The sequence below is a fragment of the Amycolatopsis decaplanina DSM 44594 genome (assembly GCF_000342005.1).
Classification (GTDB): Bacteria; Actinomycetota; Actinomycetes; order Mycobacteriales; family Pseudonocardiaceae; genus Amycolatopsis; species Amycolatopsis decaplanina.
Genome location: NZ_AOHO01000079.1, coordinates 47,120 through 72,379 on the forward strand (window position 1 = coordinate 47,120; position 25,260 = coordinate 72,379).

At 68.7% G+C, this 25,260-nt stretch carries 25 protein-coding genes and 1 other RNA gene; 7 read left to right on the forward strand and 19 right to left on the reverse strand.

What is annotated here, in order from left to right:
• Nucleotide 1 precedes the first annotated feature (1 nt).
• Nucleotides 2-628: a peroxiredoxin-like family protein gene (locus H074_RS36410; RefSeq protein ID WP_007035107.1), complete on the reverse strand. Its 627-nt coding sequence runs from the start codon at nucleotides 626-628 to the stop codon at nucleotides 2-4.
• 58 nt (nucleotides 629-686) lie between these two features.
• Here H074_RS36410 and H074_RS36415 point away from each other — a divergent pair, with 58 nt between their 5' ends.
• Entirely contained in the window at nucleotides 687-1,295 is a 609-nt protein-coding gene (locus H074_RS36415; protein ID WP_007035108.1) for a TetR/AcrR family transcriptional regulator, read from the forward strand.
• Here H074_RS36415 and H074_RS36420 read toward each other — a convergent pair.
• On the reverse strand, nucleotides 1,252-2,190 hold the full coding sequence (locus tag H074_RS36420; protein ID WP_007035109.1) for a LysR family transcriptional regulator: 939 nt from the start codon (nucleotides 2,188-2,190) through the stop codon (nucleotides 1,252-1,254). The two genes, H074_RS36415 and H074_RS36420, sit on opposite strands and share 44 nt — an antisense overlap.
• 87 nt (nucleotides 2,191-2,277) lie before the next feature.
• On the opposite strand from H074_RS36420, the gene H074_RS36425 reads away from it, so the two are divergent.
• A complete protein-coding gene (locus H074_RS36425; RefSeq protein ID WP_007035110.1) occupies nucleotides 2,278-3,201 on the forward strand; it encodes an EamA family transporter in 924 nt (307 codons plus the stop codon).
• A 253-nt stretch (nucleotides 3,202-3,454) separates the two neighbouring features.
• On the opposite strand, the gene H074_RS36430 is transcribed toward H074_RS36425, so the two are convergent.
• A complete protein-coding gene (locus tag H074_RS36430; protein WP_007035111.1) occupies nucleotides 3,455-4,153 on the reverse strand; it encodes an SDR family oxidoreductase in 699 nt (232 codons plus the stop codon).
• Nucleotides 4,154-4,240: 87 nt separating this feature from the next.
• On the opposite strand from H074_RS36430, the gene H074_RS36435 reads away from it, so the two are divergent.
• The gene (locus H074_RS36435; RefSeq protein WP_007035112.1) at nucleotides 4,241-4,804 is read left to right on the forward strand and encodes a CGNR zinc finger domain-containing protein; all 564 of its coding nucleotides are present in this window, start codon (nucleotides 4,241-4,243) and stop codon (nucleotides 4,802-4,804) included.
• On the opposite strand, the gene H074_RS36440 is transcribed toward H074_RS36435, so the two are convergent.
• The 12 genes from H074_RS36440 to H074_RS36495 form a co-directional block, all read right to left on the reverse strand.
• Nucleotides 4,797-5,438: an SDR family oxidoreductase gene (locus H074_RS36440; protein ID WP_039924322.1), complete on the reverse strand. Its 642-nt coding sequence runs from the start codon at nucleotides 5,436-5,438 to the stop codon at nucleotides 4,797-4,799. The two genes, H074_RS36435 and H074_RS36440, sit on opposite strands and share 8 nt — an antisense overlap.
• Before the next feature lie 350 nt (nucleotides 5,439-5,788).
• On the reverse strand, nucleotides 5,789-6,907 hold the full coding sequence (locus tag H074_RS36445; protein ID WP_007035114.1) for an ABC transporter ATP-binding protein: 1,119 nt from the start codon (nucleotides 6,905-6,907) through the stop codon (nucleotides 5,789-5,791).
• On the reverse strand, nucleotides 6,904-7,899 hold the full coding sequence (locus H074_RS36450; protein ID WP_007035115.1) for an ABC transporter ATP-binding protein: 996 nt from the start codon (nucleotides 7,897-7,899) through the stop codon (nucleotides 6,904-6,906). The genes H074_RS36445 and H074_RS36450 overlap by 4 nt, the downstream gene beginning before the upstream one ends.
• 6 nt (nucleotides 7,900-7,905) lie before the next feature.
• Nucleotides 7,906-8,841: an ABC transporter permease gene (locus H074_RS36455; protein ID WP_007035116.1), complete on the reverse strand. Its 936-nt coding sequence runs from the start codon at nucleotides 8,839-8,841 to the stop codon at nucleotides 7,906-7,908.
• The gene (locus H074_RS36460) at nucleotides 8,838-9,839 is read right to left on the reverse strand and encodes an ABC transporter permease (RefSeq protein WP_007035117.1); all 1,002 of its coding nucleotides are present in this window, start codon (nucleotides 9,837-9,839) and stop codon (nucleotides 8,838-8,840) included. The genes H074_RS36455 and H074_RS36460 overlap by 4 nt, the downstream gene beginning before the upstream one ends.
• 86 nt (nucleotides 9,840-9,925) lie before the next feature.
• Entirely contained in the window at nucleotides 9,926-11,599 is a 1,674-nt protein-coding gene (locus H074_RS36465) for an ABC transporter substrate-binding protein (protein ID WP_476692311.1), read from the reverse strand.
• 340 nt (nucleotides 11,600-11,939) lie between these two features.
• The gene (locus H074_RS36470) at nucleotides 11,940-12,488 is read right to left on the reverse strand and encodes a uridine kinase family protein (RefSeq protein ID WP_039924328.1); all 549 of its coding nucleotides are present in this window, start codon (nucleotides 12,486-12,488) and stop codon (nucleotides 11,940-11,942) included.
• Nucleotides 12,485-12,922: a DUF2304 domain-containing protein gene (locus H074_RS36475; protein WP_007035120.1), complete on the reverse strand. Its 438-nt coding sequence runs from the start codon at nucleotides 12,920-12,922 to the stop codon at nucleotides 12,485-12,487. The genes H074_RS36470 and H074_RS36475 overlap by 4 nt, the downstream gene beginning before the upstream one ends.
• Before the next feature lie 12 nt (nucleotides 12,923-12,934).
• Nucleotides 12,935-13,636: a glycosyltransferase family 2 protein gene (locus H074_RS36480; RefSeq protein WP_051072086.1), complete on the reverse strand. Its 702-nt coding sequence runs from the start codon at nucleotides 13,634-13,636 to the stop codon at nucleotides 12,935-12,937.
• A 59-nt stretch (nucleotides 13,637-13,695) separates the two neighbouring features.
• Nucleotides 13,696-15,675, reverse strand: coding sequence for a DUF6541 family protein (locus H074_RS36485; RefSeq protein WP_007035122.1), 1,980 nt, complete (start codon nucleotides 15,673-15,675; stop codon nucleotides 13,696-13,698).
• A gap of 73 nt (nucleotides 15,676-15,748) precedes the next feature.
• Nucleotides 15,749-17,047 (reverse strand): polysaccharide biosynthesis protein, encoded by a 1,299-nt coding sequence (locus H074_RS36490; protein WP_007035123.1) that lies wholly within the window; start codon nucleotides 17,045-17,047, stop codon nucleotides 15,749-15,751.
• A complete protein-coding gene (locus H074_RS36495; protein WP_007035124.1) occupies nucleotides 17,044-18,075 on the reverse strand; it encodes a glycosyltransferase family 2 protein in 1,032 nt (343 codons plus the stop codon). Before H074_RS36495 ends, H074_RS36490 begins: the two co-directional genes overlap by 4 nt.
• Nucleotides 18,076-18,136: 61 nt before the next feature.
• Here H074_RS36495 and H074_RS36500 point away from each other — a divergent pair, with 61 nt between their 5' ends.
• On the forward strand, nucleotides 18,137-19,249 hold the full coding sequence (locus H074_RS36500) for a UDP-N-acetylglucosamine 2-epimerase (protein WP_039924333.1): 1,113 nt from the start codon (nucleotides 18,137-18,139) through the stop codon (nucleotides 19,247-19,249).
• 78 nt (nucleotides 19,250-19,327) lie between these two features.
• Here H074_RS36500 and recR read toward each other — a convergent pair whose 3' ends face one another.
• Together recR and H074_RS36510 are read right to left on the reverse strand one after the other, a co-directional pair.
• On the reverse strand, nucleotides 19,328-19,924 hold the full coding sequence (gene recR / locus H074_RS36505; protein ID WP_005166260.1) for a recombination mediator RecR: 597 nt from the start codon (nucleotides 19,922-19,924) through the stop codon (nucleotides 19,328-19,330).
• A gap of 1 nt (nucleotide 19,925) precedes the next feature.
• Nucleotides 19,926-20,282 carry a YbaB/EbfC family nucleoid-associated protein gene (locus tag H074_RS36510; RefSeq protein ID WP_007035126.1) on the reverse strand — a complete coding sequence of 119 codons (357 nt, stop codon included), beginning with the start codon at nucleotides 20,280-20,282 and terminating at the stop codon, nucleotides 19,926-19,928.
• A 68-nt stretch (nucleotides 20,283-20,350) separates the two neighbouring features.
• On the opposite strand from H074_RS36510, the gene H074_RS36515 reads away from it, so the two are divergent.
• Nucleotides 20,351-21,217, forward strand: a complete 867-nt coding sequence (locus H074_RS36515; RefSeq protein WP_235096969.1) for an N-acetylmuramoyl-L-alanine amidase — start codon at nucleotides 20,351-20,353, stop codon at nucleotides 21,215-21,217.
• Between the two features lie 18 nt (nucleotides 21,218-21,235).
• Here the strand turns inward: H074_RS36515 and H074_RS36520 are convergent, their stop codons facing one another.
• Nucleotides 21,236-23,278, reverse strand: a complete 2,043-nt coding sequence (locus tag H074_RS36520) for a DNA polymerase III subunit gamma and tau (protein ID WP_039924335.1) — start codon at nucleotides 23,276-23,278, stop codon at nucleotides 21,236-21,238.
• A 28-nt stretch (nucleotides 23,279-23,306) separates the two neighbouring features.
• Between H074_RS36520 and H074_RS36525 the strand changes: the two genes are divergently transcribed.
• On the forward strand, nucleotides 23,307-24,140 hold the full coding sequence (locus tag H074_RS36525; RefSeq protein ID WP_007035129.1) for a spermidine synthase: 834 nt from the start codon (nucleotides 23,307-23,309) through the stop codon (nucleotides 24,138-24,140).
• 86 nt (nucleotides 24,141-24,226) lie between these two features.
• Here H074_RS36525 and ffs read toward each other — a convergent pair.
• Nucleotides 24,227-24,323, reverse strand: an RNA gene (gene ffs / locus H074_RS38975) — signal recognition particle sRNA small type.
• Nucleotides 24,324-24,368: 45 nt separating this feature from the next.
• Between ffs and H074_RS36530 the strand changes: the two genes are divergently transcribed.
• Entirely contained in the window at nucleotides 24,369-25,259 is an 891-nt protein-coding gene (locus H074_RS36530) for a serine/threonine dehydratase (protein ID WP_007035130.1), read from the forward strand.
• Nucleotide 25,260 lies beyond the last annotated feature (1 nt).

Here is a 25,260-nt window from a genome sequence, read left to right on the forward strand (position 1 = left end):
TCTACAGTGTTTTCACCGCGGCCAGGACATCGGCCGGATCGGTGCGGGTGGTGTAGTCCGGGTGCACGTCGATGTACCGGATGACGCCTTCACCGTCCACGACCAGGACGGTCGGATACGGCAGCTCCCATTCCGCCACCCCGTTGATCTTCTCGACGTCGCCGATGAGCGTGTCGAAAGCCGGCTTCGTCTCCGGCGCCAGCCGGAAAGTGATGCCGAGCGCGCGCCCGAGCTCGTTGTCCACATCGGACAACACGGCGAACTCGAGATCCTTCGTGGACAGCGAGTCGTCCGGCAGCTGCGGGCTGACCGCGACCAGCTTCACGCCCGCGTTCTCCAGCTCGGGCAACAGTTCCCGCTGATACGTGCACAGGGCCAGGTTGCAGTACGGGCACCACGCGCCGCGATAGAACACCACGACCGCGGGCCCGTCCGCGACCCGGACCTGATGGCCACCGGCGTCCGGCAGCATGAGGTCCGGCATCGGCATACCCGGCTTCGCCGCCGCCTCGGCGACCATCCCGACGAACGTCTCGCGGTCGGCCTTGAGCACTTCGGCGATCTCCGCCGGAACGTGGCTCGCGACGGATTCCCGCAGCTCGGCGAGGTCGGTGTTGAGATCCCCCATCGTCAGCTCCTTTGATTGTACTGATCGGTACAGTGCGGCTGACTGTACTATTCGGTACATGGATGGTCAACCGGTCGCCTCGACCCCGCGCGGACGCCTGACCCGGGACGCGATCGTCGACGCGGCGGCGGAGCTGATGTACGTCAACGGCGTCGCCGGGACGAGCGTCGACAAGGTGCTCGCGGCGAGTGGCGCCGGGAAATCGCAGATGTACCACTACTTCAAGAACAAGGATCAGCTCGTCGAGGCGGTCATCACCCGCTTCCTCGAGAACATCCTCGGCAACCAGCCGACCATCTTCGAGTTGCACGACTGGGCCGATTTCGACCAGTGGGCGAGCGAGATCCTGGCCGTCCAGACCACGCCCAAGGGGCCGATCGCCTGCCCACTGGGCAACCTCACCGGCGAACTCGGCGACGACCCCAAGATGGCGCCACTGCTGGACAAGGCGTACCGCGAATGGGAGTCACATCTCCAGCGTGGGCTGGAATCGTTGCAAGAAAAGGGAAAGCTCGCCGAGGACGCCGACCCGGCCAGGCTTGCCCAAGCCGCGATGACCTGCGTTCAGGGCGGCCTGCTGATGGCCCACCTGCGCCACGACGTCACGCCGATCGCCGACGCGCTCAAGATCGCGCTGGACCACCTGAAGAGTCACGCTCGCCCGTGAGCGCGCCGACCTCGTCGGCGAGTGCGTCGAGCACCTTCGCCACCGCCGGCCGCGAAGACGCACCGAGCCGGTAGACCGCCTCCACGTGCCGCGCCGCCTTGATCCCGGCGAGCGGACGGCAGACGAGACCGCTGCCGCGTCGAGTGTCCATTGTGTACCTCGGCAGCAGCGCGATCCCGTGCCCGGCGGCGACGAGCCGTTCGGTGATGCGGAAGTCGTTGATGCGCTGGACGACCTGAGGCCGCACGCCGGTGCGGATGATCAGCGACTGGAGGATGTCGTCGACCGGGAACCCGGCGTTGACGCTGATCCAGCGTTCGTCGGCCAGTTCGGCGAGTTCGATGCGGCGCCGCTTCGCGAGCCGATGCCCCGCGGGGAGCGCGACGTCGAGCGGTTCACGCAGCAGATGCCGGGTCTCCAGCCGGTCCGAGCCGAGCGACGGCGCGTGCTCGTCCCGGTGCGCAACCACGATGTCGTAATCCGCGACGAGTCCGGGCACTTCCGGCGGGGTCATGTCGACGTCGCGCACGATGACGTCCAGGCCGTCGAACTCCGCCGTCCGGTGCAACAGTCCGGGCAGCAGCATCAGCCCGGCCGACTGGAAGATCGCCACCCGGACCCGGCCGCGCGGGGCGCTGCGGTAAGTGTCCAATTCGGACTCCGCGCGGTCGAGGGCGGCGAGTACGTCGTCCGCGCGGGCGACCAGCGCGCGGCCCGCGTCGGTCAGCCGCAGCCCTCGCCCGGCCGGTTCCGTCAGCGCGAGACCGACGTCACTCTGCAAGGCACGCAACTGCTGGGAAACCGCGGACGGCGTGCAGTGCAACGCCTTCGCGGCCGCCGTCACGCTGCCGCGGTCGGCGAATTCCCGCAGGGTCCGCAACCGGCCGATGTCCATACCACCAGCATATGTGAAGCCGAACTGAACGATCGCTGTAAATATTCTCGCTGGTCCTAAATGGTCGTGCCACGTAAGAGTGAAGGCATGCCCGCCCGCGACCGTTTGCTCGCCCTGTTCGTCGCCGTCCTCTGGGGCTGCAACTTCCTCGCCATCCACGCCACCCTCGGCCAGTTCCCGCCCGTCTTCGCCGGCGGTCTGCGCTTCGCGGTCATCGCGATCCCGACGATCCTGTTCGTACCGTGGCCGAAGGTGAAGATCCGCCACCTGCTCGGCTACGGGCTGGGTTTCGGCACCGGGCAGTTCGTGTTCCTCTTCATCGCGATGGACACCGGTATGCCGACCGGTCTCGCGTCGCTGGTGCTGCAGGCGTCCGCCCCGTTCACCGTCCTGCTCGGCGCCGTCTTCCTGCGCGAACGCGTGTCCGGACGGCAGCTCACCGGGATCCTGCTCGCCGTCGCCGGGATGGCGACGATCGCCTGGCAGCAGGCCGGGAACGCCGCCCTGTTGCCGGTGGTCCTGACCCTGCTCGGCGCGCTGAGCTGGGCGTTCGGCAACCTGAGCACCCGGCAGGCGGCACCGGACAACCCACTGAACTTCGTCCTCTGGATGTCGGTGGTGCCGCCGCTGCCGATGTTCGCACTGTCGCTGGCCATGGAGGGCCCCGCCGAGATCGGGCACTCGCTGAGCACGCTCGGCACCACGACCGGGCTGATCGGGCTCGGCGGCCTGGCCTACGTCGTGCTGTTCGGCACGATCGTCGGCTCCGGGATCTGGACGTCACTGATGCGCCGCAACCCGGCGGGCGTGGTCGCGCCGTTCTCCCTGCTGGTGCCGGTGGTCGGGCTGTCGATGGCGTTCCTCGTCCTCGACGAGCGGCCGTCGCCGGTGGAGATCGTCGCCGCGGCCGTGGTCATCGGCGGGGTCCTGTTCGGTTCGACGAAGCGGCGCGTGCGCGAGCCGGACTTCCTCGCTGAAGCAGAAACACCTCAGCCCACTGGCGTGCGGTGAGGCTCTTGGGCGGGGCCGTGGGCGCGATCCTCTCCTCCCGAAGCCGGCGCCGGGTTTCGCGGGACGCGCCCAGGATCTCCGCGGCTTCGAGGTGAGCCGGGCAGCACGAGGCCTGCCCGGCGATGACTCGCTCGGGCGGCGGTTCCTTGCCTGAATCGGGGGATCCGCCGCTAGGCGCGGCGGGTCCTGGTGAACGCGGAAGCACACATGGCGGCGGAACCACCTCGGGCCGGAGTGCTCCCGCCAACGGTTTTCACGCGGCGATCCGGCTGGTGCCGAGGTGCTCGACCGGTCCGGACAGCGCGGCCTTGACCCGGCGGGTGAGGTCGTCGGTGAGCACCTCGGTCTCGCCCTTCTCCAGTCCGTCGACGACCTGGCGGGCGACGTCACGCGGATCGTTCTTGGGGATGTCGAGTCCCTGGGTCATGTCGGTGTCGGTGTAGCCGAGGTGGACGCCGACCACCTGCGTGCCCTGTTCGGCGAACTCGATGCGGAGCGAATTGGTGATCGACCAGAAGGCCGCCTTCGACGCGCCGTAGGAACCCGAGCCCGCCGCCCACGACAGGACCGAGTGCACGTTGACCAGCGCTCCGCCATCCTTGAGCTGCGGTGCAAACGCTTGCGCGACACGCAGCGCACCGAAGACGTTCGTCTCGAAGACCGGACGGTGCGCGTCGACGTCTCCGGCCAGCAGCGAGCCGAGACCGAGGACTCCGGCGTTGTTGAAGACGATCGTCGCGTCGCTCGCCTTCGCCGCCAGCGCGCGGACGGATTCCGGGTCGGTGACGTCGAGCGGAAGCGGGACGATCCGCGGATCGGTCTCCTCTCGCGGCGACCTGGCGGTCGCGTGGACCTTGGCGGCGCCGCGGTCGAGCAGTTCGGCGACGAACGCCTTGCCGAGCCCGCGCTGTCCGCCGGTGACCAGGACGACGGCACCCTCGATGGAGGTCATGACTTGCTCCCTTGACAGAAGTGTTCTGCGTTTGCCTCTGTCGTCAGCATGGCGACGCCGGACGACAGAGTCAAGTACGCTTGACCTATGTCATGGACCGCGACGGACCGGTACCGGTTACGCACCGCCCCCTCGGGGCTGGCGCTCGTTCAGGACTTCCTCAACACGAAGGCGATCAAGACGCACGGCCTCGATCTGCTGAGCGACGCAGATCTGACGCGCCCCTGGGCCGCCGAGGCGCTGGCGGAATGGTCGCGGACCCGGGACGCCGACGTCCCCGAGATCACGCTGGGGCCGGGCGACCTTCGCGCGCTTCGCGACTTGCGAGAGTCTTTCGTTTCACTCGTCGATGGCGAAGACGCGGACTTCGGCAAGCCGATCAAGGCGGATCTGGTCCTGCGGGACGGCGTCGTGCGGCTGTTCCCGTCCGGCACCGGACGGCAGTGGCTCGCTTCGGCACTGTGGACGGAGACGCTGCTCGCGCAGCAGGCCGGGATCTGGCCGCGGCTGAAACTGTGCCGTCTCGACGGCTGCCGTTCGGCCTTCTACGACGTCTCGCGCAACAACAGCGGCGTCTGGCACGACGTGCGCACCTGCGGGAACGTCGCGAATCTGCGGGCGGCGAGGGAGCGGAAGAAGCTGCTCAGCTGAACGACGCCAGCGCCGACGGGATCGGGATCTCGCCGCCGATGACGTCGAACCCCTGGTTCTCGGTGAGCGGCTCGTCGAGGGTGGCGACCAGGACCGCCGCGACGTCTGCACGGGAGACGTGCCCCGGTTCGAGGTGACCGCCGAGCTTGACGCGACCGGTGGGCTGGTCGTCGGTGAGCGTGCCGGGCCGGACGATCGTCCAGTTCAGACTGGAGCGCTGCAGGACGCTGTCGGAGATCTGCTTCGCCATCAGGATCGACCGCACCAGGCGATCGCCCTGATCCGGCGAATCCGCGAACTGCGCGGAAAGCTGCACGAAACGCGAGACACCCGCCTTCTCCGCCGCGCGGATCGCGGTGATCACGCCGTCGCGGTCGACGAGGTCGACCGAGGCCTGATCCGGATCGGGCGCGCCGATCGCGCTGATCACCACCTCGGAACCGGCGAGCGCCTCGACGAGGTCGTCCGCGTCGGCGGTGACGTCCGCGACCACGGTTTCGGCGCCGAGACCGGCGACCTCCTCGGCGCGACGACGGCTGCGCAGCCCCGCCCGCACCTGGTGTCCCCGCCCTCGCAGAAGCCGGACCACGTGAATCCCCGTCCGCCCCGACGCACCCAGCACTGTGACCCGCATGACACGGAGTCTGCCCGATCACGGCCGCACTCGCTGATCGCCGAGTACATGAAGGCCCCCTTCCTGTACCTAGGCGCAAGGAAGGGGGCCTTCATGTACTTCCGGAACGAACTAGGGGTAAGGCAGATGTGGCGTGGCGCAGGCAGGTTGGGGCCGGCCTGCGGCCAGGCGCGTTCCCAGACTGTCCATAAAGGACTCCACTCTCCGGGGAAGTGTCTGGTTTGTGGCTATATGTGCGGTTCTCGACTGGGGTCGTGAGTCGGGAAAGTCCGTGAAGGCCTCCTTCCCTACCCTGAAAGTAGGGAAGGAGGCTTTCACGGACACGCCACCTTTGCCTTACCCCTCGATAACTAGAGGATCTCGGCCGCCGAGCCGACGTCCGGCAGCCCGCCGACGTCGGGGTTCAGGTCCCCTGCCCCGACGAGTTCCGCCTCGACCTCGTGCGGTTTGATCCGCCCGTCGCGGATGTCCTCCGCGTAGTGACACGCGACCCGGTGCCCGGCGCCGATCTCCCGCAGCTGCGGGCGGTCGGTGTCGCACAGGCTCTGCTGCTTCCACGGGCACCGCGTGTGGAACCGGCAGCCGGACGGCGGCCGCGCCGGCGAGGGCAGGTCACCGGCGAGCAGGATCTGCTCCCGGCTGTCCTCCACCGTCGGGTCCGGCACGGGGATCGCCGAGAGCAGCGCCCGCGTGTACGGGTGCAGCGGGTTCTCGTACAGCGTGTCGGCGTCGGCCTCTTCGACCAGCGAGCCGAGGTACATCACGCCGATGCGGTCGGAGATGTGCCGCACCACCGCGAGGTCGTGCGCGATCACCAGGTAGGTGAGCCCGAGCTTCTCCTGCAGATCCTCCAGGAGGTTGACCACCTGCGCCTGCACCGAGACGTCCAGCGCGGACACCGGTTCGTCGGCGACGATCAGGTCCGGCTCGACGGCGAGCGCCCGCGCGATGCCGATGCGCTGACGCTGGCCGCCCGAGAACTCGTGCGGGTACTTCCGCAGCGCGGACTCCGGAAGTCCCACGGCGGCAAGGAGTTCGCGCAGCCGCTTGGCCGTCGCCTCCTTGTCCTTGTCGAGGCCGTGCGCCTTCATCCCTTCGGTCAGAATGGATTCCACCGACTGCCGAGGGTCCAAAGAGGACATCGGGTCCTGGAAGACCATCTGCATCCGGCGGCGCGCCTTGCGCAGGTCCTCGCCCTTGAGCCCGGCGACGTCGGTGCCGTCGAAGACGACCTTGCCCGCCGTCAGCTCGGTCAGCCGGAGGATCGCCCTGCCCAAAGTGGACTTCCCGCAGCCGGATTCCCCGACCAGGCCGTAGGTCTCACCCTTGCGGATGGCCAGATCGACGCCGTCGACGGCGAACACGTGCCCGACCGTCTTGTCGACCACAATGCCGCGCTTGATCGGGAAGTGCACCTTGAGGTCTTCGACCTCCAGGAGCACCTCCTGCGCCGGTACCGTGTGCGTCATCGGGCCCCTCCTTGTGCGGCCACGGCCGGGATCACCGGGTTGTGGCAACGCAGCAGCCCACCGCGATCGGGGGTCAGCTGCGGTGAAACCTCCCGGCACACGCCGAGAGCGTTCGGGCAGCGGGGCGCGAACGCGCAACCGCCGTCCCACGGGATGTTGTCGGCGACGGATCCCTTGATGGGGATCAGTTTCTCGCCGCGTCCCGCGTCGAGACGCGGGATCGAGGCGAGCAGGCCGTGCGTGTACGGATGCCGCGGCTCGGCGAACAGCGCGTGCCGCTCCGCCCGCTCGACGATCTTGCCGCCGTAGAGCACGTTGACCTCGTCGCAGAGGCCGGCGACGACACCGAGGTCGTGCGTGATCATGATCAGCGCGGTCCCGGTGTCCTGCACCAGTTCCCGCAGCAGCGCGAGGATCTGCGCCTGGATCGTCACGTCGAGCGCGGTGGTCGGCTCGTCGGCGATGAGCAGCCGCGGACGGCACGCCAGCGCGATCGCGATCAGCGCGCGCTGCCGCATCCCGCCGGAAAGCTGGTGCGGATACTCGGAAAGCCGCCGCGACGGGTCGGGGATGCCGACCTTGTCCAGCAGCTCGGTCGCCTCCACCGACGCCACCTTGCGCGACATCCCGCGGTGCCGCTCCAGCACCTCGGTGATCTGCAGCCCGATCGGGATGACCGGGTTCAACGAGGACAGCGGGTCCTGGAACACCATGCCGAGGTCTCGGCCCCGGCGGTCCCGCATTTCCTTGTCCGACAGGCGAAGCAGATCCGTGCCCTCGAACGACACCGAACCGCTGACCTGGTTGCCGCGCTTCGCGAGCAGCCGCATGATCGCCAGCGAGGTCACGGACTTGCCGCAACCGGACTCGCCGACGAGACCGACCGTCTGGCCGGGTTCGACGTCGAAACTGACCCCGTCCACCGCGGTGAACGGCTTCTCGCCGCGTCGCTGGAAAACGACCTTGAGGTCACGTACTTCGAGGAGTGCCATCAGAAATCACCGCCTGTTCTTCGGATCGAGGGCTTCCCGCAGAGACTCACCGAGCAGCGTGAACCCGAGCGCGACGATGATGATCGCGATGGCCGGGTAGTACGCCAGCTCGGGGCGGATGTCGAGGAACTGCCGAGCGCTGCGGCTCAGCATGATGCCCCATTCCGCCCGGTTCGGGTCCGGGTCGCCGAGACCGAGGAACGACAGCGCCGCCGCCTCGAGGATCGCGGTCGCCAGGGTCAGCGTGGCCTGCACGATGACCGGGCCGAGCGAGTTGGGCAGCATGTGCCGCAACACGATCGCTCCGCGTTTGACGCCGAGCGAAGTCGCCGCGAGCACGTGGTCGCTGTTTCTCTGCGCGAGCATCGAACCGCGCAGCAACCGCGCGAAGATCGGCACGCCGACCATCGACACGGCCACGATCACGGTCCACTGGCTCGGCTTCTGGAACAGCGCGGCGACCGAGATCGCCAGCAGCAGCGACGGCACCGACAGCATGACGTCGACCAGGCGCATCAGCACCGTGTCGACCCAGCCGCCGAAGGCACCGGCGAGCCCGCCGATGATCATGCCGACCGCGACCCCGATGACCGTCGCGAGCACACCGACCAGCAGCGTGTTCTGGGCACCGACCAGCAGCCGCGAAAGGTAGTCGCGGCCGAAGTCGTCGACACCGAGCGGGAAACCGGCCTGCGCGCCGGGGATGATGCCCTGGCCGAGTGCGACCTGGTCCTGCAGATACCGCTCGTAGGGGTCCTTCGGCGCGAGGAACGGCGCGAAGATCGCCACCAGCAGGAACAGGCCGGTGATCACGGCGCCGGTGATGGCCACCGGGCTCCGCAGCATCCGGCGCAGCGCCTCGCCACCGAGGCTGTGCCCCTTCGCCGACGACGCGGCGAGCTTGTCGATCGGCTCCTTCTTCTTGTTCAGCAATGTGTTCATCGGACACGCACCCTCGGGTCGATGAGCCCGTACGAGACGTCGACCAGCATGTTCACCAGCACGTACACCAGCGCGCCGAACAGCAGCAACGCTTGCAGACGCGGATAGTCACGCCGTTCGATACCTTCGGCGAGCAGGAAGCCGAGGCCGCGGAAGTTGAACACCCGCTCGGTGAGCACCGCGCCGCCGAGCAGCGCACCGGTCTGCAGGCCGATGGTGGTGACCACCGGCAGCAGGCCGTTGCGGAGCACGTGACGGCGCCGGACGATCGGCTGGGTCAGGCCCTTCGAGTTGGCCGTGCGGATGAAGTCCTCGTTCAGCACGTCCAGCACCGACGCGCGGGTGATCCGGACGATCACCGCGAGCGGGATGGTGGCCAGCGCGAACGCGGGAAGGATCAGGTGGAGGATCGCGTCCCAGGCGGCGTCCCATTCCTGGGTGATGATGCCGTCCAAGACCGCGAAGCCGGTGACACTGGTGGCGTCGAGACCGGCCATCTGACGGCCCTGCGAAGGAAGTCCCAGCGGGGCGGCCAGCACGTCCTGCATCATGTAGCCGAGGAAGAACACCGGCACGGCGACGCCGACCAGCGAGAGCACGATGATGACGTTGTCGACGACCCCGCCGCGGAAGCGGGCGGACAGGTAGCCGAACGGGATGCCGAGACCCACCGCGATGAGCATCGCGCAGAAGCCGAGCTCGATGGTGGCGGGGAGGAAGTTCCCGATCTCCGACATGACCGGCTGGGCGGAGACCAGCGAGTTGCCGAAGTCGCCGGTGATGGCCCGGCCGAGGAACTTGAAGTACTGGACGAAGATCGGATCGTCGAGGCCGAGGATCCGGTTCAGGTCGGCGATCTTCTCCGGGGTCGCCTTGTCACCCAGGAGGGCGCCGGCGGGGCCGCCGGGCAGGGACCGGAGCCAGGCGAAGATCAAGATGGACAGGATCAAGAGCGTCGGTATCGCTTGTAGCAGCCGACGCACGAGAAAACGGAGCACGTGCGTTCCTTTGTTGCCAGCCCGGGAATGGGCCACAGGGGGCGGGCGCGGTAGCGCCCACCCCCTGGTGGCTCAGTGGTGGTGGATCAGTTGACCGTGACGGTGTAGAAGCGCTCGTCGGTCAGCGGGCTGGCCACCAGGCCCTTCACCTTCGGGCCGACGACGATCGCCGGGGGGCCGTAGGAGATCGGGATGGCGGGCAGGTACTCCATGATCTTCTGGTTGGCTTCCTGGTACGCCTTGGTGTGCGCCTCACCGGCGGGCGCGGCGTCCGCGGCGGCGAGAGCACTGAAGAGCTCGGGGTTGCTGAAGCCGAACTCGGCCTTCTCGCGACCGAAGAAGGTGCCGACGAAGTTGCCGGCGTCGTTGTAGTCACCGGTCCAGCCGAGCAGGTGGACGTCCTGCTTGCCTGCCTTCTGCACGTCGTCCTTGTAGCCACCGTTCCACGGCTTGGCGACCGGCTCGACCTTGATGCCCATGGCCTTCATGTCCTCGGACAGCGAGGTGAAGATGTCCGCCGGGTTCGGCATGTACGGCCGGGAGACCTCGGTCGGGTAGTAGAACTTCAGCGTCATGCCCTCGGCGCCGGCTTCCTTCAGCAGGTCCTTCGCACGCTGAAGGTTGTAGTCGTACTTGGTGACGTTCTCGTTGTAGCCGTCGATCGCCTTCGGCACGAACTGGGTCGCGGTCTCGGCGCCCTCGGGGAGCTTCGACTTCACGAACTGGTCGCGGTTGAGACCGTACGCCAGCGCCTGACGGACCTTGAGGTCCTTCAGCTTCGGGTTGTTCTTCTGGTTGATGCCCAGGTACAGGATGTTGAACGACGGGCGGATGAGCACCTGCTCGCCGTCGTTGCGCAGCAGGCCGTAGTCCGCGGGCGACGGGTAGTCGTAGCCCTGGATGTCGCCGGCCTTGAGTGCCTGCTTGCGGGCGTTCTCGTCCGGGATGACCTTGAAGACCAGCTTGTCGAGCTTGGCCGTCTGGGTCGGGGAGTCGGTCGCCTTGGAGAGCGTGATCTCACCCTTGGCCTGGTCCCAGCTCTCGAACTTGAACGGGCCGGTACCGGTCGGGTGCTGCAGCGCGTACTCCGGGTAGGAGAACGAGTCGCCGCTCTGGGTGACGTTGTCGGCGTTGTACTTCTTCAGCGCGTCCGGGCTCTGGATCGAGAACGACGGCAGCGTGAAGGCGGCCGGGAACGCGCCCTTGGCCTTGTTCAGGTTCAGGACGGCGGTCGACTCGTCCTTGACCTGGCAGTCCTTGAACACCGGAGCGCCGGAAGCGTCGCCCTCGTTCTTGGCGAAGCCCTCGAAGACGTCGCCGTAGTAGATCATCTGGCTCTGGGCCGCCGCGCCCTTCATGTTGAACATGCGGTTGAAGTTGAAGCAGACCGCTTCGGCGTTGAACGGCGTGCCGTCGTGGAACTTCACGCCCTTCTTCAGGGTGAAGGTCCAGGTCTTGCCTTCGTTGCTGCCTTCCCACTTCTCCGCCAGGCCGGGCTCGAGGTCCGCGGTACCCGGCTTGTTCATGATCAGGGTGTCCATCATCTGGCGGATGATGCGGAAGGTCTCACCGTCGTCGTTGAAGAGCGGGTCGAACGTCTTCGGGTTACCGGCGGCGCCGAAGACCATGGTGCCTCCCGAGCCACCCCCTGCGCCTTCATCACGCTTCGATTCGGCACAGGCGGAAATGGAGACCGCGAGTGCGCCGGCAAGCCCGATCAGGGCCACACGGCGTGCTCGGGTCACCCGCAGTTGCTGCATCTGGCACCCCTTGAGGAGATATTCGGTGTTTAGGCACCGTCGGCGTCGGTCGGAAACTCGAACTCCGCGGACGATCGGTGTGCCCGCCGACACTAGCGGGAACTCAGCCCGCACTTAAGCACGCGAGGTTACGATCGCGCTACACGACAGCCAATACGACCGCAAAGTGTCCGCAATTCTGGACGGAGTGTAATCAATTCCGGACCACTAATGCGCAGAGTGCCGGGTCACTGACTCAAATGGGTGTCCACCACTACAACCAATGGGTCACTGACAGAAGTGGACATCGGCAGGACATCCGGTCGCGTCTCGTGAGTGGTAAGGACGGTTAGAACCGTCCTTACCACTCACGAGACGTGACCACACGATCCGCCGCCGCCCTGGTCCCGTCGACGCCGAACCATCCCCTCTCGAACAACTGCCAGCGCCGCAGGTCCACACGGGACTCTTCACCGTCCCGCCCGGCCGCGCGGTCGAGGCGTTCGGCCTCGCTGCCGCCGTCCAGCCAGGTCAGCAGGGACAACGACGGCCGCATCCGCGCGCGGCCGCTCGAAACGCCTTCCAGCACCAGAACCTCGGGGACCGGGATCTCGACCTCTTCACCCGGCATCGGGGCGCCACTGGACCAGTCCACTCGCCGGTAACGGCCGGGCCTGCCCGCGCGCAGCGGTTCCAGCACCCCGGTCTCCAGGCGCGGCCACCACGAAACGGGCTCGCCCCAGGTCGCGAACTCGTCGGTGCTCACCAGCGCCACCCGGACGCCGCGACCGGCCAGTTCGGCAACGATCTTCCCGGCCAGCGTGGATTTCCCGGAACCGGAAGGGCCGTCGACGGCGAGCACGCGGACGGCACCCAACCTCGGCGGGGCCGCGAAAAGGGCGTCGATCAGCGTGCGCGTGCGGGGCTCACTTCGGGGAGCCCTTTGACGTTGTCGGGCGTGGCCGTCCGCGCTTCGAGCGCGGCGACACGTTCTTCCAGGTCACGCTGGGCGTCGGCGAGTTCGCAGCGGAGCAGCGCGATCTCCTCGACGGAGGTCCGGACCTCTTCTTCGAGATGCCCGACCTCGGTCGACAGATGCAACGCGACCAGCGCCAGGACCACACCGGCCAAGAGGAATACGAAGTTCGACGGCGTTTGCACACCGGTTATCCGCGCCAGGAAGTCGGCGGCCTGCGGAACGAGTGCGAGAACGACCACGCCGACGGCGAGGACGAGCCAAACACCCGCGTACTTTTCCCGCAGTTTCCGCCGCCGCATCATCTCGAGGACGACGAACAGCACCAGACAGGCGACGACGATGCTGAGAATGCGCCAGCCAGCCATAATCAGCTCCTTTTACGCCGAATCCGACGAGTCGACGGCGGGACGACGGCGCACCAGCGCCAGCAGCAGGGCGAGACCGGCGCGGCCGAGGTAGACGGCCGATTTCACCGGCGAATGGCTCGGTGTGCCACCCGCACGTTCCCGCATGATCACCGGGATTTCCTTGATCTTCAGTTCGGCGCGGATCGCCATCACCAGCGATTCGACCGTGTCGCCGAGGTATTCGGCCGGGTAGTACGCGGCGAACAGTTTGATCGCGCGCGGGCCCATCGCCTTGAACCCGGAGGTCACGTCGGTGAGCTTGGTCTTCCCGAGCCGGGAGAAAACGACCGAGAGCACGACCATCGCGTATTTCCGCGGGCCGCTCGCCTTGTACGAGCCCTTGCCCGCGAACCGCGACCCGATCGCGATGTCGGCGTCGTCGAGCGCGTTCAGCAGGGCGCCGACCTCTTCGGGGTCGTGCTGGCCGTCCGCGTCCACCTGGACGACGACGTCGTAGCCGCGGGCGGCCGCGTACCGGAAGCCGGTGCGCATCGCCCCGCCGACGCCGAGGTTCACCGACAGGCGGGCCACCTCCGCGCCCGCCGCGCGGGCGAGCTTGGCCGTGTCGTCGGACGAGCCGTCGTCGACCACCAGCACGTCCATGCCCGGCAAGGACTGCTTGACCTGGGAAATGACCGCGCCGACGCTGGCCTGCTCGTTCAAGGCAGGCATCACGATGAGTACGCGGCGGGTGGTCACGGACGTACTGGACACTGGATCACTCTATCTTCTTACTGGCCGTGAGCGGTGTCGGACCCGGCGGGGGCGCCGGCGGCGACCACACCTTGTTGACCTTCGATTTCGTAAACGGACGCGTCGAGGTTGTGGAAGACGCGCTTGAAACCCGGAGTGATGTCGAGGCGCTGAAGACCCACCGCGGACTGTGTGGAGGGGGTCACCTTACCCTTGCCGACCAGCACGTAGCGCACCTTGAGGTCGGTGAGCGCCTCGCGCACCCGCGGCTCGCGGTTGATGTCGTTGAGGAACACGCTGAGCCAGCCCGCCTTGGTGGTGAACTCGGCGCCGTAGTAGGTCCACTCGACCGGCTGGACCCCCGAAAGGGCGTACATCCACACCGAACCGTCGGCCTTGTCGTTCATGACGCGCTCGCCCGGCACGACGTGCTTCCCGAGCCAGGCGTACGCCTCTTCCTCGCCCTTGCTGACCGCGGGGCCGTCCGTGCCGTAGTTGATCGCGAGCCACGCGGAGTTGCGGCCGATGTAGCCGCCGCGGCTCAGCACCGTGACGACCAGGCCGACCACCAGCGCGCCCGCGACGGCCGCGGTGAACGGGTTCAGGTTCGGTTTGCGCTCGCCGATCTTCTCGGCGAACTTGCCCGACGCGGTGTGCACGAACTCGCCGAACGCCACGGCGCCCGCCAGCGGGACGAGCGCGCCGATGCGCCAGTGGTCGTTGTAGAACACGCCGGTCAGGGTGTGGATGAGCGGGGTCTCCAGCGAGATCGTCGCGGCGAACAGGCCACCGAGGACGACGTACGCGCCGACCATCCACAGCATCCGCCGGTGCTTGACCAGTAAGAACACGCCGATGATCGCCGGGATGCCGATCCACCACTGCGGGAACGACGCCATCGGCGAGAACGTGATGGTCTGCCCGAGCGCGCCGGAGACGCTGGTCTCCGAGGCCCAGAACGCGCTCGTCACGCCACCGGCGTTGTAGAGCGCCGGGAGGACCTGCGGCACGCCGAGCACGATCGCCATCACGATCGTGGCGACCAGTGAGGCGGCGCTGCGGCGCCAGTCGATCTTCTCGAAACGGAACAGCACCGCGAGCAGGATCAGCAGGAAGTAGACCATGATCACGAAGATCAGGCTGGTGTGCAGGCCCGCCAGCCCGGCGACGCCGACGCCGATCGCGAGCGGTCCGGCCACGCCGTTCGGCTTCAGCAGCAGGCGGGCGAGCGCGAGCATCGCGGGCACGAGCGCCACCCCGGCGACGTACGGCCACAGCGGGCCGCGCCACAGCGAGTCGTACGGGAACGCGGTGAACCAGGTGGACACGGCCGCCGCGGCGGCGGTGGCGAGGACCGGCATGCGCCAGGCGCGGCACATCGCCGCGACCCCGACCGGGATGGTCAGCACGACCATGAGCGCCGCCAGGTTCAGCGTCGGCATCATCGTCAGGCCGCCCTTGTCGAAGACCAGGGCGAGCAGCGCGTGGTAGGTGTCCGGGTAGAAGTAGTCGGTCTGGTTCGGCAGGTTCGCGATGGTGCCGACGGTCGACGCGCGCGCGTCGCCGTGCTCGGCGATCCAGCGCACCAGGTTGCCGTGGAACGGGGCGTCCCAGCCCTGCTGGACGTTGTCGAGGCTGTGCGAGCCGCGCAGGAAGGTCACCGCGCCGACGCCGAGGCCGACCAGGACACCGGCGCCGATCAGCAGGTGGTCGCGAAGGGAACGCTTCGACTCGTCGTCGTCTTCGTCCTCGGCCCACTCGGGGTGCCGCTTCGCGGTGAAGCGGAGCACGAGGAACGAGAGGCCGAAGCCGATGACGGACAGCAGCAGGACCCACAGACCGACGTTCAGCATGGTCCAGCGGATGCCGAAGCGGCCGAGGATCGGGATGCCGATGGCGACGAGGCCGAAGGTGAGCAGCGGGGCCGCGGCGGCGAGGGTCCAGCCGCGCAGCCTGATCGCGGCGCCGAAGACGAGCCCCGGCAGCCAGAACGCCAGCAAGACCAAAAGAACGTTCATCGAATTCGCTGTCCAACCCTATTCGGCGCTAAGAATGCCACCGGAGTTCGCGGCGCGCGATGGCGCGGCCACACTATCGAGACGTTTCGGACGGCTTCGCGTTGCCCGGCTCGGGGGTGCCCCTCACCACGAACGCCATGACGACCAGCAGCCCGACCGTGGGACCGGCGGCGAGGCCGACGACGGCGCGCACGACCGTGTCGCCGGGGAAGAACAGCAGGACCAGCGCGGTCGCGACGACGACGGCGGCCCAGGTGATCAGCACCTTCGTGGCCTTGGCTTGCGCGACGAGGACGGCGGCGAGCAGCTGCATCGCGGCCAGCAGCACCGACGACCAGACCAGCCCGGCCATCCACCAGGCCTCGGGGTCGTTCTTGGCGCTGTAGACCAGGCGCACCACCCACGGGCCGATCAGGTAGCCGATCACCGCGCCGAGGGCCGCGAGCGCCAGCGCGCCCATCGAACCGAGCGCGAGCAGCTTCCGCAGCCGGTGCTTGCCCTCCTCGGTGCTGGACAGGCGCACCACGGTCGGGACCGCGATGGCCTGGACCGGCGCCATCAGCGTCAGCGGCGTCCTGGCCACGAACAGGGCGACGAAGAGCACACCGAGCTTGTCCTTGTCGCCGCCGGGCGCGAGCAGGCTGACCAGCGCCGGGTAGCCGGTGATGACGCTCGCGGTGAGCCCCGCGCCCGCCAGCAGCATCAGCATGTTCTTGACGATCGGTTTCGCGGGCTCGCCGGCGTCCAGCTTGGGGTCGACCAGCTTGGCCGCGCCGCGGGCGAACAGCAGCCAGGCGAACGAACCGGTCGCGGCGGCGATGGCGAACCAGTACAGCTGGGTGAGCCCGGCGACCACCAGCGCGGCGACCACGAGGATCCGCACGGCGGCCTCGACCAGGATCAGCCACGAGTAGGACCGGACGTGGTCCTGTCCGATGAGCAGACCGCGCGCGGCGAACTGGAAGGCGAACGAAAGCCCGCCCGCGAGCACGATCACGGCGAGCGCGAACTGGCCGCCGTAGACCTTGTCGGTCACCGACGGGATCAGCGTGAACAGCGCCGCGACGGCGACCGCGACCAGGCTGGTGACGAAGGTGATCACCGCCGGGCGGCCCGCCTTGCGACCGGCGAGCGCGGCGTGCGCGGACTGGCGCGAGATCTCCTGTTCGAGCGGGGACAGGGCGGCGCCCAGTCCCATCAACATGCCCCAGAAGGAAAGCAGGACCGCGTTGTCGGCCTTCGACAGCGTCCGGCCCCAGACGACCGTGAGGACATAGCCGAGCGCGATGGCGATCAGCAGGTAGACGCCGATCCGGCCGGCGGACTTCCCGGTGTCCTTGGCCAGTTTTTCGCTGCTCACCGCGTTGCTCATCGACCCTGCTGTTTCCGGCTGAGCCGGGCCCGCAGCGCCATGACGAGACCCCGGAGCGCTCCGGCGCCGAAGCCGGCGGCGAACACCGGGGTGAGCTGGGCGACGGCCTTGGCCTCGGCCTTGGTCGCGCCGAACTTCGTCACCGCGAACCCGGCGGCCGTCGAACCGGCGGCGGCCAGCGCGGCAGCGGTCTTCGGGCGCTTCGCGGCGACACCGAGTCCGAGCACTCCGACGGCCATCGCGGCGAACAGGCCATTGCGCGCGGGACCGGGTGACGCGAGATACGAATCGACGAACGTGGTGCCGCGGAAATACGACTGCCCGACGAACTTCTTGAAGGAATCCCGGCCGTGGTAGGTCGCGGAGAAATCGGGGGCGAGGAAGATGCGGTGGCGTTCCGCGATCCAGCGCAGAACACCCGTGTCGTCACTGGCGAAACGAACGTCTTCGAAGAGCGACTCGAACGCGTTGGACGAATCCTCGAGAACGTCCTTCGGCGCGGAAAAGAATCCGGTGCCTTTCGGGAAGACGTCGAACTCCTCGATACCGAACGACGTCAACCGCGGGTCCGCGCAATAACGGCGCCACGGGATCTTGACCAGCCCCGCCATGAATCCCGCATACGGATTGTGTTCGGACGCGACGTTGATGTGACCGTTCCACACCGTGCGCTCGGGATGGTCCACGAGCTGGTCGCGGAGGAAGGTGAGCGAACCGGAGTCCACGATCACGCGGCTGTCGAGCAGCAGGATCTGCCGCCCGGACGCCTTCGCGATCCCCACCCGGCGCGCCTCGAACCGGCCGCCGTTCGGCTGGGTGAGGACGGTGATGCCGTACAGTTCCTGCAGCCTGGCGAGCTTGTCGCCGGTGCCGTCGGTGCTGCCGTCGTCGACCACGACGATCTCGACCGGCCAGTTCGCCGCCTGTGCCGACGCGATCAGCGCGCCGACACTGCGGTCGATCCAGTCCTGCTCGTTGTAGACCGGGATCACGACGGACAGGGCCGGGAGGAGCGAATTCGCACTCACCCCGGCGAGGCTACCTTGCGCGGCCCACCAGTATCCTTCGGGCACCGCAGACCCCGACAGAATGGCTCTTCCGGTGATTTCCTTCATTCTCGGCACCACGGCGGAACTGATCAAAATCGCGCCGGTCTACCACGGCATCCTCGAACGCGGGGTCCGGCCGAAGATCTGGTTCACCGCCCAGCACGTCGACGAGGTCTCGGACGTTCTGGCCGACCTGAACCTGCCGGAGCCCGACGTCTGGCTCGTGCCGAAGGAGAAGGCGCACAACCTGGAGTCGCCCGCGCAGGTGCCGGGCTGGGCCGCGCAGGTGCTGCGCACCGCGTGGAGCCGCCGCGCCGAACTGAAGGCCGCGCTGGTCGAGGACGGGCGCCCGCCGCTGGTGCTGGTGCACGGCGACACCTTCACCACGCCGTACGGCTCGCTCATCGGGAAGCGGATCCTCAAGTCGCGGGTCGGGCACGTCGAGGCGGGCGCGCGGTCGGGCAGCATCATGTCGCCGCTGCCGGAGGAGCTGAACCGGAAGATCGCCGCGAAGATCGTCGACATGCACTTCGCGCCGAGCGCGCGTGAGGTGAACAATCTCCGCAACGCCCGCGGCGTCGTCGTCGACACCGAGGCGAACACCGCGATCGACGCGATGCGGATGGCCATCAACGGGCCGCTCGACGTCGAGGGGCTGCCGGAGAAGTTCGGCCTCGCCACCCTGCACCGCTTCGAACTGGTTTCGCGCGCGGACAAGTACCGCGAGGCGTTGGAGATCCTGCGCGAGCAGAGCAAGCAGATGCCGATCCTCTACATGGCGGGTGCGCCCGAGCGCGAGAAGATCCGCTCGCTCGGCCTGGCGAACCTCTTCGACGAGAAGAACTTCATCATCCAGCCGAAGATGCGGTACCTGAAGTTCCTGCCGCTGGTCGCGCGCGCCGAGTACGTCGTCACCGACTCGGGCGGCCTGTCGGCCGAGTGCTACTACCTCGGCCTGCCGTGCGCCGTGCACCGCGAGCGCACCGAGACGCCGCAGCACCTCGGCGAGACCGTCGTGCTGACCGAGATGCGCGGGGACAAGCTGCAGAACTTCCTCGACACCTACCAGAACCGCCGCGGTGAGTCCTGGGTCGACAAGTTCCACCCGTCGGAGATCATCGTCGACACGCTGGCGCGGCTGGGTTACTGCTGACGCCTGCGAAAGTACGTGAAGGCCCCCTTCATTGCGCTAGACGCAATGAAGGGGGCCTTCACGTACTTCACAGGAAAGCTAGAGCGCCCGGCGGCCCGAGAGAGCACGGCCCAGGGTCAGCTCGTCCGCGAACTCCAGGTCACCGCCCATCGGCAGGCCGGACGCCAGCCGCGTCACGGTCAGACCGGGGAAGTCGCGAAGCATCCGCACGAGATACGTCGCGGTCGCCTCGCCCTCGGTGTTCGGGTCGGTCGCGATGATGATCTCGCTGATCTCCGCGCCGCCGATCCGCGCGAGCAGTTCACGCATGCGCAGCTGTTCCGGCCCGATGCCGGACAACGGGTCCAGCGCACCGCCGAGCACGTGGTAGCGGCCTTTGAACTCGCGCGTCCGCTCGACGGCGAGCACGTCCTTCGGCTCCTCGACCACGCAGATGACCGTGAGGTCGCGGCGGGTGTCGCGGCAGATCCGGCAGGTCTCCTGCTCCGAGACGTTGCCGCAGACCTCGCAGAACTGCACGCCTTCCTTGACCTTGCCGAGCACTTCCTGCAGGCGCGCGATATCCGCGGGATCGGCCGCCAGCAGGTGGAAGGCGATCCGCTGCGCGCTCTTGGGACCGACGCCGGGCAACCGCCCGAGTTCGTCGATCAGATCCTGGACGACACCCTCGTACAAGCTAGCCGCCGAGCCCGGGGAAGCCGCCGAGGTCCGGCATCCCGCCGCCGAGGCCGCCGGCGAGCGGGCCGAGTTTCTGCTCGGTGAGCTTCTGCGCGTTGGCCGAAGCGTCCCGCACGGCCGCGACGACCAGGTCGGACAGGGTCTCGACGTCGTCGGGGTCGACCACCTTGGGGTCGATGGACAGCGACTTGAGCTGGCTGTCGCCGGACACGGTCGCGGTGACCAGGCCGCCGCCGGAAGTGCCGGTCACCTCCGTGTTGGCCAGCTCTTCCTGGGCCTCGACCAGCTTCTGCTGCATCTGCTGGGCCTGCTGCATGATCTGCGACAGGTCGAAGCCGCCACCGGGTTGCACCATGATCCGATCGGTCCTCTCCTGGAAAATCCCGTGCCGCCTACCAGCCTAGCCGTCACTCGTGTGGCACCGTGGGCGCCGTGCGACGACGGCTTGGCCTTGTGGTGGCGATCGGATTGACGCTGTTCACGGCGTGCGGGGTGGACACCCCCGCGTCATCACCGTCGAATCCACCCGCTCCGGGCACCACCACGGTCTTCACCACCCTTCCGCAGCCGAGTCCCACGACGAGCGCGCCGCCTTCGAGCGCGCCTCAGCCGCCCCCGAGCACGCAGCAGCCGAAGACGGGCAAGGTCGTCGTGCTGGATCCCGGCCACAACGGCGGGAACTCCGGCAAGCCGGGCGAGATCAACAAACAGGTCCCGGCGGGGCGCGGCAAGACGAAACCATGCAACACCACCGGAACCGCGACGAATTCCGGTTACTCCGAGCACGCGTTCACCTGGGATGTCGCGCAGCGGATCTCGCAGGCCCTGGTGGCCAAGGGAATCCGCGTCGTCCTCACCCGGCAGAACGACACCGGGGTCGGTCCGTGCGTCGACGAACGCGCCGCGATCGGGAACGACGCCGGGGCGGACGCCGTGGTGTCGATCCACGCGGACGGCTCGAATTCCGCCGGGGCGCACGGTTTCCACGTCGCCTATTCGGCGCCGCCGCTGAACGCCCAGCAGGGCGAGCCCTCGGTGAAACTCGCGACGGCGTTGCGGGACGGCCTCCGCGCGGGCGGCTTCCCGACGTCGACGTACCTCGGCTCGAACGGACTCGCCCCGCGCGCCGACCTCGGCGGGCTCAACCTCTCGACCCGCCCCGCCGCGCTCGTCGAATGCGGGAACATGCGCAACGCCGCCGAAGCCGCGGCGATGGCCAGCGAAGAAGGACGTCAGCAGTACGCCGCCGTCATCACGAAGGCCATCGAGGACTACCTCGCGGGCAATTAGTCCCCTACTTGCGCTCCTCTACTTGCGCTCGTCCAGCGGACGGGCGTTGAGGTGGTCGGCGAGCAGCTTCCGGGCGATCTCTTCCGGATCCTTCTCCGGCGGGAGCGGCGGAGGCGGCGGCGCGGGGCTCGCATCCTCGTTGTAGAGGTCCTCGTCGTCCTCGACCGGCTCGGGCGGGAGCGGGATGTCCGGCTCGGTGGTCGTCACCTTCGGCCGCTCGGGCTCCGGCTTCGGCGCGGGAGGCGCCGGAGCGGCGCTGGGCGCTTCGACGGACCGGCGGGTGAAGGACCGCTCGGGCGCGGGTGGCGGCGGCGCGGCCTTGGGCGCGGCGGCCTGCCGGGCCTGCGCGGCACCGTGCACGCACCGCACCTGCCAGTCGCCGTCGAAGACCGCCTTGAACGCGGCCGCGATGCGCTCTGTGTGCTGCGGCTCGGAAAGCCTGCGTGCCACGGGTTCCGCGCTGTGCGTGAGCGTGACGGCGCTGCCTTCGACGGTCACCACACTCGCCTGCGTGAGCATCGCCCCGGTGACGGCGCCGCCCGGGACCTTGCGGATCGCGGCCTGCACCTGCGGCCAGCGGCCGCGGATGCCTTCCACGTCCGTCCCGCCCGACGAAGCCGCCGCGGGCGCCGGAGCGGCCGGAGGCGGGGTGGGCGCGGAAGGACGCTGAGGGGCGGGCCGTTCGGCGACCGGCTCGGGTCGCGCGACCGGCTGCGCGGCTGGCTGAGGGGCGGCCTGGGGAGCGGGCGCGGGCTGCTGAGCGGGGGCCGCGGCTCGTTGCGACGGCCGCTGGAACTCGCGGACGGGCTCACCCGAGGGCGCGACGGGGGCAGGCGCGGACTGCGCCACCGGAGCGGCTTGCGCGGCCTGGGCCGGACCACCGGCGACGGGCGCCGGAGCCGAAGCGGCACGGCGCTCGAGCCGTTCCAGACGGGCGAGCAGCGCGTCGGTGCCCTCGGCGACCGAGGGCAACAGCATCCGCGCCGTCAGCAGCTCCAGCACCAGCCGCGGCGAGGTCGCGCCCCGCATCTCCAAGAGTCCATTGTGGACGATGTCGGCGTAGCGCGAGAGCGTGGCGGGCTCCAGTTTGCCCGCCTGCTCCTTCATCTTCTTGAGTTCGTCGTCCGGCGCGGAGACCAGCCCGCGTTCACCCGCGTCCGGCACCGAACGCAGCATCACCAGGTCACGCAGGCGGTCGAGCAGGTCGGTGGCGAACCGGCGCGGGTCGTGCCCGGCCTCGGCGAGCCGCTCGACGGTGCCGAACACCGCGGCCGCGTCGTCCCCGGCCAGCGCGTCGACCATGCCGTCGATGAGCGCGACGTCGGTGACGCCCAGCAGCGACACCGCGCGCGAGTAGTCGACGCCGTCCGGTCCGGCTCCCGCCAGCAGCTGGTCCAGCACCGATTGCGTGTCCCGCGCCGAACCACCGCCCGCGCGGATGACCAGCGGGTACACCGCGGGCTCGACCTTCGCGCCTTCGGCGGCGACGTTGCGTTCGAGCAGCTCGCGCATGGAGCTCGGCGGGATCAGCCGGAAGGGGTAGTGGTGCGTCCGCGACCGGATGGTGGGCAGCACCTTGTCCGGTTCGGTGGTCGCGAAGATGAAGATCAGGTGCTCCGGCGGCTCTTCCACGATCTTCAGCAGGGCGTTGAAGCCCTGCGTGGTGACCATGTGCGCCTCGTCGATGATGAAGACGCGGTAGCGCGAGTCGGCCGGGGCGTAGAAGGCCCTGTCGCGCAGCTCACGGGCGTCGTCGACACCACCGTGGCTGGCGGCGTCGAGTTCGGTGACGTCGACGCTGCCGGGGCCTTCGGGCGCGAGGTTCCGGCACGAGTTGCACTCGCCGCACGGATCCGGCGTCGGGCCCTTCGCGCAGTTCAACGACCGCGCCATGATGCGGGCGCTCGACGTCTTGCCGCAGCCGCGCGGGCCGGAGAAGAGGTAGGCGTGGTTGATGCGACCGGCGGCCAGCGCGGTGCGCAGCGGATCGGTCACATGCTCCTGCCCGACGACCTCGGCGAAGGTAGCCGGACGGTACTTTCGGTATAGAGCTAGAGCCACGCGGCGAGACTACCGGGAAGGTCCGACGGTGAGACCAGCACCGACCCCAGGCACGTATCCGGTCCGCTTCGGCACGGCCGAACTGCTTCAGGACGCCGACCGCCCCAACGCCTGGACGATCTCGGTCGACGGCGTCGCCCAGTCGCACGTCAACCTCGACGATCCCACGGATCTCGAGTTCGACTACATACGCCGCATCGCCGACGTCGTCGACTGCCTCGGCGAAGGCCCGCTCGACGCGCTGCACGTCGGAGGAGCGGCCTGCACGCTCCCCCGCTACATCGCGGCGGCCCGGCCGCGCTCACGGCAACTGGTCTTCGACGCCGACGGCGAACTCGTCGCGCTCGTCCGCGAGCAACTGGGCCTGAAGGGGCTGAAGGTCCGTGTCGGCGACGGCCGCGAAGGCGTCTCCGGCAGATACGACGCTTCGGCCGACCTTGTCATCGTGGACGCTTTCGAACGCGGAGTCCTGGCCGGCGGACTCGCGACCGTGGAGTTCACGACCGAGATCGCGCGCGTCCTCCGCCCGGCCGGAACCTACGTCGCCAACGTCTCCGACGGGCCGAACCTGCCGTTCCTCCGCCGGTTCCTGGCGACGATGGCGAGTTCTTTCCCCCACCTGGCGATCTTGGCCGAGCCAGGCGTCCTCCGGGGCCGCCGCTTCGGGAACATCGTGGTCGCCGCTTCTCGCGTCGAACTGCCGGTCAAGGACCTGACCCGTCGAGCAGCTTCCGCCGTCTACCCGGCCCGCTGCGTCGCCGACGACGACCTACGGCAGCTCCAAGGCAAGGCCAAACCCATCACGGACGCGGAAGCCCTACCGTCCCCAGTACCACCGAAAGACGTCTTCGGGATTTTTTAGAACCGAACCCTGGTCACCTACGCGACCAACTGCGGGGGTCCGGGGGCGAAGCCCCGCCGGGCGGGTTCGGGGTTGCACCCTGAAAATGAAGGCGGATCCCGCGCACCCGTCAGAGCTTGCTTATCCTTGCTGCCTTCCGGCCCTGGGGAGGTTCACAAGATGGACGCCGCGCGGGATCCAGGGACCAGTGTAGTCACTCCCGTCCCGGCATGGAGGACAGTGGGGGGTATGAGCACTCCGACCTGGGCAGATGTCCTCAAAGCCGCCGAAGCCGTCCATCCGTTCGTGCGACGCACGCCGGTGCTGCGCGCCGAGGTCGACGGGCGGCCGCTGGTCCTCAAACTGGAGCATCTGCAGCGGAGCGGATCGTTCAAGCTGCGGGGCGCGGTGAACGCGCTGGTGAGCGGGCCGTTGCCGGAGCGGGTGCTGACGGCGTCCGGCGGCAACCACGGCCTGGGCGTGGCGACGGCGGCTTCGCTGCTCGATCTGCCCGCGACGGTGTACGTGCCGGAGCCGGCTCCGCAGGCGAAGACGGCTCGGATCGAGGCCATGGGCGCGAAGCTCATCCGTCACGGAGCGACGTACGCCGAGGCGGCCGCGAAGGCGCGCGAAGCCGCCTCCGAACCGGGTACGCGGTACCTGCACGCGTACGACGATCCCGCCGTCGTCGCCGGTCAGGGAACCGTGGCGGCCGAAGTGGTCCAGGACGCGCCGGACGTCGACGCGTTCTTGGTCGCGGTCGGCGGTGGCGGACTGGTCGCGGGTACGTCGCTGGCCGGGGTGCCGACGTTCGCCGTCGAACCGGAGCGGTGCCGAGCGCTCGACGCGGCACTGGAGGCGGGTGAGCCGGTGGACGTGGAGATCGACTCGGTGGCCGCGTCCGCGCTGGGTGCGACCAGGGCCGGGAGCGTCCCGTTCGCCGTGCTCCGGAATCGGGTGACGTCCGTGCTGGTCAGCGACGCGGAACTGCTCGCCGCCCGGGACCGGCTGTGGGAGGAGTTCCGCCTCGCCGTCGAACCGGCGGCCGCGGTCCCGTTCGCCGCGTGGCTGGCCGGGCGGACCGAGGGCGAACTGCCCTGCGTCGTCCTGTGCGGCGCGAACAGCGAATGGACCCCCTGAA